Annotated in this window: 7 protein-coding genes; 6 read left to right on the forward strand and 1 reads right to left on the reverse strand. The window is 37.7% G+C overall.

The window, feature by feature from the left end; genetic code table 11:
• Positions 1-190 precede the first annotated feature (190 nt).
• The 5 genes from F6K40_RS34595 (at position 191) to F6K40_RS34615 (ending at position 5,420) form a co-directional block, all read left to right on the forward strand.
• Positions 191-628 (forward strand): beta/alpha barrel domain-containing protein, encoded by a 438-nt coding sequence (locus F6K40_RS34595; protein WP_293142982.1) that lies wholly within the window; start codon positions 191-193, stop codon positions 626-628.
• Between the two features lie 355 nt (positions 629-983).
• A complete protein-coding gene (locus tag F6K40_RS34600; RefSeq protein ID WP_293142985.1) occupies positions 984-2,834 on the forward strand; it encodes an ATP-binding SpoIIE family protein phosphatase in 1,851 nt (616 codons plus the stop codon).
• A gap of 167 nt (positions 2,835-3,001) precedes the next feature.
• Positions 3,002-3,250: a hypothetical protein gene (locus F6K40_RS41510; RefSeq protein ID WP_375340622.1), complete on the forward strand. Its 249-nt coding sequence runs from the start codon at positions 3,002-3,004 to the stop codon at positions 3,248-3,250.
• Between the two features lie 415 nt (positions 3,251-3,665).
• Positions 3,666-4,106: an ATP-binding protein gene (locus F6K40_RS34610; protein ID WP_293142988.1), complete on the forward strand. Its 441-nt coding sequence runs from the start codon at positions 3,666-3,668 to the stop codon at positions 4,104-4,106.
• A gap of 420 nt (positions 4,107-4,526) precedes the next feature.
• Positions 4,527-5,420, forward strand: coding sequence for a S66 peptidase family protein (locus F6K40_RS34615; RefSeq protein WP_293142991.1), 894 nt, complete (start codon positions 4,527-4,529; stop codon positions 5,418-5,420).
• A gap of 2,411 nt (positions 5,421-7,831) precedes the next feature.
• Here the strand turns inward: F6K40_RS34615 and F6K40_RS34620 are convergent.
• Positions 7,832-9,244 carry a serine/threonine protein kinase gene (locus tag F6K40_RS34620; protein ID WP_293142997.1) on the reverse strand — a complete coding sequence of 471 codons (1,413 nt, stop codon included), beginning with the start codon at positions 9,242-9,244 and terminating at the stop codon, positions 7,832-7,834.
• A 725-nt stretch (positions 9,245-9,969) separates the two neighbouring features.
• Here F6K40_RS34620 and F6K40_RS34625 point away from each other — a divergent pair.
• Positions 9,970-11,859 (forward strand): ABC-ATPase domain-containing protein, encoded by a 1,890-nt coding sequence (locus F6K40_RS34625; protein ID WP_293142994.1) that lies wholly within the window; start codon positions 9,970-9,972, stop codon positions 11,857-11,859.
• The last annotated feature ends 123 nt before the right edge of the window (positions 11,860-11,982 follow it).

Here is an 11,982-nt window from a genome sequence, read left to right on the forward strand (position 1 = left end):
TTGAATGGAGCGCGTGGAATATTGATTAAAAGCGTGGTAGAACATCCTTCTATCACTTTGGGAGATACCCCCTCAGTAGGTTAATCTTACTGTGCATTGTTAGCTTTTGTTAGCAAAATAGTATCGGATAGCAGATATCCAAAAAATCATAGGTAGTACAGATAAACTAGGGATTACAAACGATTTCCCCTTGAGTCTTGCTAAAGAATTAACTTCTGAATATCCAGATGTAAATTTTGTGCTGATGATACATCCCTCTGGACTGAATAAAAAACCTGATTTTGAAAAAATTAAACAAGCTGGGATTTCTTTATTGCGGTTTGCTTATGCACCAAATGAGTGGGAACTTCTAGAAAAACATATTCCAGCAGCGATAGAAGTTGGTATCTCTATCTCAACCAATGTTACTTATTCATCAAGATATAGCCAAGAGGAACTGGAAAAAATTTATGAAAAACTGTTAAGAATATTCTCTCCAAATATTATTTATTTAGCCGATAGTTGTTCTGCTTTTTATCCAAATCAAGTTAGAGAACTATACAATAGTCTAAAATCTAATCAAGATGTTTCACTAGGATTTCATGCCCATGATTTTCTGTCATTAGCATTTGCTAACTCTCTTACATAAAATTGTCCAAGAGAAAGGATTAACAAAGAGTTTAGTAGCTTCACGATTTACAGAAAATTGGAGTAGAATTCAAGAAAACTTTCATTCAATACATGAATTACTATAGCTAGCCTAAATTATAAAAGTAAACTGTTATAGTATGGTAGGTTGATGTATCTGTCGGCAAGCGTTAATGACTAACCACAAATCTAGCCTAAGGGTTCAAATCGCTTAAATGGTTAGTCCAGCCTACTTTTTTAAAGTAAACGTTATGTTACTTCGTGAAATTAGAAAAAAAGGCCAAGGAGCAATTATTTCCTAGTCATCAGTACTTAACCTCTATATCATTATTAACAGGCTAAGAGTATTATCAGCAATGGAATCTACAGAAGAAAACCTCAGAGAAGAACTAGATTTGCTGCGACAAGAGATGGCCAAACTCCAAGATGAAATAGCAGCCTTCCGACTAGCTCAAAAGGTATTGATAGAAGTAACGACAGGATGCTCCTCTAGGCCAGGAGGAATTATTAAAGCTGCTTTACAAAAAACTTTGGATGTTTGTGCTGATGTAACCTCTACCGAGAAGGGAAGTTTATTCTTACTAGATCCTGTATCTAAGAAAATTGTAGACGCTATTCTCTCTCGCACTGAAGTCACCCCGGAACAACGGATTAAACTAATAGGCAGTGTTTTAGACAAAGGGTTGGCAGGTTGGGTAAGTCGTCACCGTAAGATAGGGTTAATTACTGATACAGAACACGACGATCGCTGGTTAACTTTACCTAATCAACCTTACATAGTTCGTTCAGCATTAGGTGTTCCAATTATCAATGGTCAAGATTTACGTGGTATTATTACTTTATTGCACTCTGAACCGAATCATTTTACTGAGAGAATGGCAGAGTCAATGCAAGCTACTGCTGAACAAATAGGGTTGGTTCTAGAAAATGCTAGACTTTATGGAGAACTAGATACTTATTCTAAAGCTCTTGACCATGAATTAGAAAAGGGTAGACAAATTCAAATAGATTTCCTCCCTTATGATATTCCTAAGTTGAATGATTGGGAAATAGTTGCTTGTTTTCATCCCGCAAAGCAAGTAGCAGGAGACTTTTACGATGCTTTTTCCCTTGGCAATGATCAAATAGGGTTAGTAATAGCAGATGTTTGTGATAAAGGAGTGGGTGCAGCATTATTTATGGCTTTATTCCGCAGCTTAATTCGCATCTTTTCTGTTGGGGAAACTAAATTACAAGCAACTGCAACTTCAACTAATTTGGATCACCATAATGCTGCTCTTCAAGCTGTTCGCCTTACTAACGACTATGTTGCGGAACAACACTGGCAAATGAGTATGTTTGCTACATTATTTTTTGGGGTGCTAGATCCAAATACAGGTTTACTTAGCTATGTTAATGGAGGGCATGAACCACTATATATTATTAATCAAGATGGTATAAAACAGACGCTAAATTCTAGCGGGCCTGCGGTGGGGATGATGCCAAATATGAAGTTTGAAATTCATCAAGTTAAGTTAGAACGTGGAGAAATATTAATTGGTTATACTGATGGTGTAACTGAAGCAAAATCTCCGGAGGGAAAGTTATTTACAGACAATAGACTAAAAGAAATGGTGGAAAAGCCTGCTAATACAGCATCAGAATTGATGGAGCGGATTAAAAATAAATTGTTTGATTACATGGAAGATGCTCCACAATTTGATGACATTACAATGTTAGCGGTGCGGAGAAATGAACTCAAACTCTTACCCAAAAAACAAAAAAAAGGAGAATTTATGGAAGCATTAACATTAGATGGAACACTAGATTGTCTAGGAGAAATTCGTAAATATATTAAGTCAGCAGCAACAGAAGCAGGTTTAGAAAAGAAAGCATCATATAAGTTATGTTTAGCAGTAGATGAAATAGCAACAAATATTATTACTCATGGTTATAATGAAGCTGGTTTATCAGGAAATATTTCGATACAAGCTGAAATAAATGAGGAAAGTTTAACTATTTATCTTGAAGATAAAGGTAAACATTACGATCCTACCGATCCATACATATTAGAAGAAGAAACTTTAACAACACAAAAAAGTTTAGAAGAACGCTCTATCGGTAGGTTGGGAATATTCTTGATTTATGAAAGTGTTGATAAGTTTATGTATGAGAAATTAAAAGAAGGAAATCGTAATATTTTAGTTGTGAATAGAACTACAACTTAATTCATGGATAATGGATAATGGATAATGGATAATTGATAATTGATAATTGATAATTACCTATCCCTTTTAGGGAGAGGATTTACGCGGTAGGGAAAAAATTTATTTCTCAAAGGGAGATTGGATCTTGCGCCGGTAACCTATCCATCCCATCCTACGGACTGGGACCCTTGCCAACCGCTTTTTCCCCTATCCAAGGGAAGGCTAACAAAGCTGAATTATTTAATTATTTAATTATTAATTATTCGGTAATAGAAATAATTGTACTGAATATGTTAAATCAAAACTACTTAGAACCAGGTGACTTATTACAAGTTATTTCACCTAGTGGTCGTCTACGAGAATTAGATGCTTTTAACAAAGGAGTAGAAATTTGGCGATCGCGTGGCTATCAAGTGGAATATTTGACTATAACTTGATGATATTTTACAGCAGTTTTCCTGCACGGTAGACCACAGTAGGGACGTTCCATGGAACGTCCCTACTGGGTTTTGGTTGTGACGTGAGGTCATCAATCTGAAAAGCAGTGTAACATTACAGTGCTTTTCAGTTGAGTAGACCACTAAATTCATGATCTAGGAGTCAGGAGTCAGGAGTCAGGAGTCAGGAGTCAGGAGGTAGGGACGTTTAGCTTGCATCACAACTCCGTTAACGCTCAGCGACATGGAATAGGAGCATTCCGGAACGGAAAACGCATTAATGCTCAAGCAACGTCCGTAGGTCCTTAGGAGTTAGGAGTCAGTATCATTGTGGTTTATTCATATGAAAACCGCTGTAAAAGTGGGTAGAAATTAACTCAAACTATTTCTAAAAAATTCAAAAAAAGGAGTATTTATGGAACCTTTAACAGTACCTGGTAGCCAAGACTCTTTACAAAAAATTCGTCAATATTTGACCTCAGCAACACAAGAAGCTGGTATAGAAAAAAGAGCATATAAACTATGTTTAGCAGTAGATGAAATAGCCACAAATATTATTACTCATGGTTATGATGAAGTTGGATTAAAAGGAAATATATATCTGGAAGCTAAAATAGATCGCGAAAGTCTCGCTATTGTTCTTGAAGATACTGGAATACCGTATGACCCGACAACCAGAGAAACTGTTACAGCGGAAACTTTAAGAAAACTTTTAGAAAAAAAAGACCTTGGTGGCTGGGGGGTGTACTTAGCGATGGAAGGTGTTGATGAATTTAAGTATGAAAGAGTAGGCGACCGAAATCGTAATATTTTAATTGTGAATAGGACTAAAACTTCATTAATGGATAATGGATAATGGATAATGGATAATGGATAATGGATAATGGATAATGGATAATTGATAATTGATAATTACCTCTCCCTAAAAGGGAGAGGATTGACGCGGTAGGGAAAAAATTTATTTCTCTTGGTTGATTGGATATGGCGCCGGTAACCCATCCATCCCATCCTACGGACCGCTCCACTTGCCGACCGCTTTTTCCCCGATCCAAGGGAAGGCTAACAAAGCTGAATTATTTAATTATTTAATTATTTACAGCAATGCATGAGGATGGTGAGGTACAGTTGAAGATTAATCTCTATCTTTGCAGTTCAGACTTCTAGTCTGTAACAACCTGGAAGGTTGAACTGCCACTCATTACTAAATGAAATTTTGTACCTCACGCGCCTCCGAAATTGCTGTAATTATTCGGTAATAGAAATAATCATACTTAATATGCTAAATCAAAACTACTTAAAACCAGGTGACTTACTACAAGTTATTTCACCTAGTGGTTGTCTACGAGAATTAGATGCTTTGAACAAAGGAGTAGAAATTTGGCGATCGCGTGGTTATCAAGTAGAACTCACCCCTGACTATGACAAGCAGTGGGGTTATTTAGCAGGTACAGATGAAAGTCGTCGTAGTCAATTAACAGCAGCGATTAATAATCCAGATATTCGTGGGATTCTCTGTGCTAGAGGTGGTTATGGTGCTAGTCGCTTACTCGAAAATTGGCAATGGCCACCCAGACCTACCCCTAAATGGTTGATTGGTTTTTCTGATATTACTACTCTGTTATGGACTTTTAGTAAAATTGATTTTCCCTGCGTTCATGGTCCATTGTTAACTACTTTAGCTGGGGAGCCAGAATGGTCAATTCAACGACTATTTGATTTGGTGGAGGGTCGTCCTTTAGAAGCTTTAAAAGGAAATGCTTGGGGTGGTGGTCAAGCAAAGGGTTACTTAATGCCAGCAAATTTGACTGTAGCTGGTCATTTATTAGGTACTAAATATCAACCAGATTTGAGTGGGACAATTTTAGCTTTAGAAGATGTGAATGAAGCTCCTTACCGCATTGACCGAATGTTGACTCAGTGGCGCATGGCTGGTGTTTTGCAGCAGGTTAAAGGTATCGCTCTGGGGCGGTTTACTCAGTGTTCCTCTGGACGAATCGATCGTACTGAGTTTACTGTGGAGGATGTATTGCGCGATCGCTTGGCCGATCTAAACATTCCTATTGTCTCTGACCTTCCCTTTGGCCATGATAGTCCTAATGCTGCTTTACCTGTGGGAGTGGAGGCTAATCTTGATGGAGATAAAGGTATTCTGGAAATTATTAGGAAGTGAGGAGTAATATCAAATCCGGTAGCATAGTTGTTATTCAGTATTTAAAGATAAGAGTTTACGTGGTAGGGGCGAATGGCATTCGCCCCTAAGCATTGTATAACGACGACAGAATTATGTTACTCCGAAGCCAACGGATTTGATATAAGAAGTAATATAGAATCCGGTTATCTAAATATATGTTCATAATTCTATCTAGACTTCGGCGTTGCTGAATCAAGGTATGAAAATAAAAATTGAACAATCTGAAATAGTTGTTATTCAATAGTTTAGCAATTATCAAAAAATACAAATCATACCCACGCATCAGCAACGCCTAGACTTCAATATTCAATCTCCCCCTGTACCGTATCAACTATCTCCCGCAGATATACGATAAGTGTTCAACCTGACTTTTTATACCAGTTTGATAAATGTTTGCTACAAATAGATAGGTAGATAGGGTACTTTTTAGAAGTCAGGAGTCAGGACTCAGGAGTCAGGAATCGTATGGGAATGGCTTCAATACCATTTTTAGGTTGGAAATCATCTTTTTTGCCAACACGATATCTCCTGTAAAGTATTTTTATCGCCCTTACTATTCGTAACATTTTTTTTCAAATTGGTATTATAGGGGTTTGGAGACCAAACCCCTACGGTAATGTTTCCGGATATTTGGAGCGCCATGAGGGGTTAGACCCCAAACTGCAACGTTGTAGTTATTGAAATTTTGGGATGATATAGAGTCCGGTTATATAATAAGTGTTCAAACGGTAATGTTCCCGGATATTTGGAGCGCTATGAGGGGTCAGACCCCAAACTGCAACGTTATAGTTATTGAAATTTTGGGATGATATAGAGTTCGGTTATATAATCAGTGTTCAAACGGTAATGTTCCCGGATATTTGGAGCGCTATGAGGGGTCAGACCCTGAACTGCAACGTTATAGTTATTGAAATTTTCGGATGACATAGAGTCGGGTTATATAATCAGTGTTCAAACGGTAATGTTCCCGGATATTTGGAGCGCTATGAGGGGTCAGACCCTGAACTGCAACGTTATAGTTATTGAAATTTTCGGATGATATAGAGTCGGGTTATATAATCAGTGTTCAAACGGTAATGTTCCCGGATATTTGGAGCGCTATGAGGGGTCAGACCCTGAACTGCAACGTTATAGTTATTGAAATTTTCGGATGATATAGAGTCGGGTTATATAATAAGTGTTCAAACGGTAATGTTCCCGGATATTTGGAGCACTATGAGGGGTTAAACCCCAAACTGCAACGTTGTAGTTATTGAAATTTTGGGATGATATAGAGTTCGGTTATATAATACAGCAGTTTTCATTTGGGTAAACCACAGTAGGGACTAACCATGGTTAGTCCCCTACAAGGTTCTGGCTGTGGCGATGTGGTTCATCAATCTGAAAAGCGCTGCAAGTGTTCAAACGGTAATATTTCCCGATATTTGGAGCGCTATGAGGGGTAAGACCCCAAACTGCAACGTTATAGTTATTGAAATTTTGGGATGATATAGAGTTCGGTTATATAATAAGTGTTCAAACGGTAATATTTCCCGATATTTGGAGCGCTATGAGGGGTTAGACCCCAAACTGCAACGTTGTAGTTATTGAAATTTTGGGATGATATAGAGTGCGGTTATATAATAAGTGTTCAAAGGGTAATGTTTCCCGATATTTGGAGCGCTATGAGGGGTTAGACCCTGAACTGCAACGTTATAGTTATTGAAATTTTGGGATGATATAGAATCCAGTTATATAATAAGTGTTCAAACGGTAATATTTCCCGATATTTGGAGCGCTATGAGGGGTTAGACCCTGAACTGCAACGTTATAGTTATTGAAATTTTGGGATGATATAGAATCCAGTTATATAATTAGGGCTTGCTGATTAAATATAAAAGCATTGAAAGATAAAGGTTTGAGCTTTTTCAAGTCTTGAAAAAGTACAAGGGTTTCCTTAATCAAGAGCTGCATAAAGTGAGGATGAAAGGGTTGACTATTGGCTGAAAAATTAAGGGATAATCTTCCTCCTGCCTTCTCTAAATTCCCGATTCCTCCTGTCTCCTGTCTCCTGTCTCCTGACTCCTACCCTTACTTGCGTATACTTTTTCAGCAAGCCCTAATTAAGTGTTCAACCTGATTTTATATAAGAAGTTGTTAGTTAGGAATTATCATATTTGACTACTTCCAATTTCTTCTATTTTCATAGGAATAAGACCTCTAAGCATTCTTCATCTTTTCCCAAGACTTAGCTTTTTTACCAAAAAATCAGGTCTCAAGCCTCCCCTTTCAAGGGGATGAAAAAAAACAGGTTCAATATTTCAAGCCTCTGACTTTCCTGCGGAATGCTGCGCAAACAGGCAGAGGTACTGATAACTGATAACTGATAACTGAAATGACCTTCCTAAATTTTAACTTTTTGGCGAGTCAAGATTTTTCATTAAAAATTCATTCCTGGTAATCGGTAAATTTAGCCAGCAGCTTAACTCCTGAGCAAGCCAATCAAGCTCAGGGGGAGTCAAACCAATATCATTATTCAGTGTAAATTTCTTTGTTCCTGCCCAAATATTAATTTCAGGAGGTACTTCAAAAGTATCTCCTTCGGAATCTATTTCATATGAAACGGAGGTGAGTTCAATTTTTGTAATATTCTGTCGAGATGCAGTCAAGGTGCCCCTGTACCTCAACCCAAATATTTCTAAAAAGCGAGAAATTTTTGATTGAGTAATACAAAGCTTAAATGTTCCAAATAAAGTAAAGATAATTATCCAAATCATTCCCAGATTTGCTCCCAATAATAAAAATAAAAAAAAAGCCATAAACCATCCATCAGGATTCAACCAATTTGCCAAAGCCTGTCTATAACCAACAAAGATAGGAATGCACATTGGAATTTTTAACAAAATTAAGAAAATTAGCCCTAAATGGAACCCTCGTGGTGGAACAAAAATCTCCAACATCTCTATGGTCTTCGTAACTTGAACTTTGCTACCATAAGGTTTGGTAATAACAGTCAACTGATTTTCTAGAGCTTCTAATGCTTGTTTTACCGATTTCAGTCGTAAATCTAAACTTGGTTCTGTCATTGATTTGAGCCAGTCGATTAGATGTGGACTGAGATTTACCCGCTCTTCAAACTGGATACGCATCTGCTTTTGAGGTAATCGATCGGGATGTTGTCCGGTTGCCAGATAAATGAGAGTCCCTCCCAAAGCATATAAATCTGAAGCGGGTGTAGTTTCTCCCCCAAATTGTTCAAGTGGCATATAGCCATAAGTGCCAACAATTGTCCGGGTTCCACCATGTACTGCCGTTTGAACTGAACCCAAGTCAATTAGGTAAACTTGCCCAATGCTATTACCACTGCGGTCAGCTAATAAAATGTTACTGGGTTTAATATCTCGATGAATAACAGGTGGTTGGCGACTATGCAGGTAATCTAAAATTTTTAATAGCTCTTTAGCGATCGCTTTAATATCGTCTTCGCTAAAAGTACGACCAGACTGTATCCAGTCGGACAACGATTTAGCCTCAATATAAGTTTGAACTAAGGCAAAACCTTTTCCTAACTCTATCTCCACATCAAAGTAGTCTAGATATTGAGGAATAGCGGGATGTTCGAGAAATTTCAGCACTTCAGTTTCCCGTTCAAACAGTTTCAGATGTTCCCAAGTAAAGTCGGGGCTGAATAGCAACAACTTAACGACAACCAACAAACCTGTTTGTAAGTCATTAGCAAGAAAAGTTCTACGACCAGTTTGACCACCAAGTATAGATTGGATGCGGTAGCGATCGTGTAAAACTTTACCAATAAATTGCTCCATCACTTTTGCTGTTGATTAGATAGTTGGACTGATTGTTTGTCTAATACCCAATTCGGTTTTGACAATTATCTCACTCTCTACTCCCTAATATGTACTTCCATAAAGTCAGAAATAACTGTATCCCTTTTTTCGGGAATTTAAGTATGACAAAAGGCATTACTGAGTCAAGGTATGAAAATAAAAATTGAATAATCTCAAATATTTTTTATTCAATAATTGAGCGATCGCTAAGAAATACAAATCATATTAAAAATCAGTAAAGCCAACAAAATTGTCTGATTTTACTAACCAGGAAAATCTTTCTTCTCTTGTTTATTCCTATTATTTAGTCAATTTAACCCCTTCCTCTATCTAATTTTAACTGAATAGATAATAGTCTAACTAAAATTTATACAAATAATATAATTGACATTACAGTTCTGTTAATATATAATTAAAAGATTTGCATGAATTTATATAATTTTGAAAACAATGGATCTGATTAGACTATAATCAAGATTTATAGTGTAAGCTTTTGGATTACGATTGGGTATATATTCTTATCTTTAAAAATAATTCTCAGAAGCACCAACTAAAAAATTAATTGTCAAATATCAAATCTATAAAGACCAAAAAATAAGGTCTCAAGCCTTTGACTTTCCTGCGGAATGCGGAGCAAACAGCCAGAGGAACTGATAACTGATAACTGATAACTGATAACTGAAATGACACCTGACACCTGAAAAATGACTAATCAACAAACTCTCAGGCGGAAACTATTAGACCTAGACAACGGTAACTACAAAGCCTACAGAGACATTCAAGGTAGTTACGAATTTCCTGATTTTACCCTAATTATTGACTATGTTCAGGGAGACCCCTTTGCCGCCCCTAGTAAACTTCGGGTACAGGTGCCTTATACCGTTTCTGGCTTTCCTCCAGAACTTTATAAAACTCCTATTAGGGAAATGGCCTTACGAGATTTCCTGACTCGTAAATTTGACAGAACGGCCTACGAAGTCAGTGCCAGGCGTGGGACAGGCAAAAGTGGGATGATAGCAATTACAAAAATGGGACAAGAAGTTCTAGAACGGACATCAGTATACCTGATTAAACTAGCGCCTCCAGCTCCTAAACTTGCTCCTGGTGAAAACCCAGCTTTACAAAGGGCAAAACCTGTAAAATTAAGCAATCAAAAGGGTGTAGAAGTCCGATTAATAGTAGGATTACCTGCTGGTGGCCGTCGAATTTTAGGTAGGCAAGCAGCAGAAATGCTGTGTGATGATATTCCATATATTGTTCACAGGAGTCTGAAATATGAACAATTAGACGCTGATGTTTGTCGCCGTCATGTAGAAACTGTAGAAGATACGGATTGGTTGCGGAAACAGTTACCAGAAAAAAATTTAGTAGCTTTTGTAGCTAATGGAGCAATTTTACCCCGTCGGAGTGGGATTGACGATCGCCCTTTATCATCTGAGGAAGTAGTGCCATTTAAGTCTCCCTCTTCTCTGGAAGTAGAGTTTGAATGCCCAAATCAAGGTAAAATTTCTGGTATGGGAATTCCTCAAGGAGTGACATTAATTGTTGGTGGTGGTTATCATGGTAAGTCTACTCTTCTGAAAGCAATTGAACGAGGGGTGTACAATCATGTTCCTGGTGATGGACGTGAATTTGTGGTGACAGATGCGGCAGCAATTAAAATTAGAGCGGAGGATGGTCGTAGTGTTGCGGGTGTAGATATTTCTCCTTTTATTAATCAGTTGCCTCAAGGTCGTTCAACTACTCAGTTTACTACTGAGAATGCTAGTGGTAGTACCTCTCAAGCTGCAAATATTATGGAAGCTTTGGAGGCAGGTCTGGGAAATAGTAAATCTGAAGAATCTGAGACTACAGAAACTGAAACTACAGAAACTGAAACTACAGAAACTGAAACTACAGAAACTGCAACGACTTCTACTCCCCCTGTGTTATTAGTGGATGAGGATACAGCAGCTACTAATTTTATGATTCGCGATCGCCGAATGCAAGAACTTATTGCTAAAGAACAGGAACCAATTACACCTTTTATTGATAAGGTACGACAGTTATATACTGATTATCAAGTTTCAACTATTTTAGTTATGGGTGGTAGTGGTGACTATTTTGAAATGGCAGATAAAATCATTGCGATGGAAAACTTCCAAGGGCAAGAAGTTACAGAAAAAGCTAAGGAGATCGCCGAAAAATACACCACTGGTCGTACTGCTGAAGGTGGTGAAAAATTTGGTGAAATTCGAGCGCGAATTCCACTACCAGCAAGTTTAGATCCTAGTCGGGGGCGACGAGATGTGCGTTTAAAAGTGCGAGATGTTGATGAGGTAGTCTTTGGAAGTGAAGATGTTGACCTTTCTGCAGTGGAACAATTGGTTAGTAAAGATCAACTGAGGGCAATTGGTGCTGCTATGGTTTATGCTAAAAAACAATATATGGATGGTAATCGGACATTACAAGAAATTATTGATGCTGTCATGGCAGATATTGAATCCAAGAGTTTGGATGTTTTAGTTCCTTTTCCACAAGGAGATTTAGCTTTGTTCCGACGCTTTGAGTTGGTTGCAGCGATAAATCGTCTGCGAACTTTGGCAGTTAAATAATAGTGCTATGCGAAAGTTAACAGTAAAACGTCAGAAGTAATATCAAATCCGGTAGTATCGGTATAAAAAATAGAGAAACCGGGTTTTTCTCAAATGCTCTATAAAATTAGCACTGACTTCCCA

Origin of the sequence: Okeania sp. SIO3I5, assembly GCF_010672085.1 — a bacterium.
GTDB lineage: Bacteria > Cyanobacteriota > Cyanobacteriia > Cyanobacteriales > Microcoleaceae > Trichodesmium.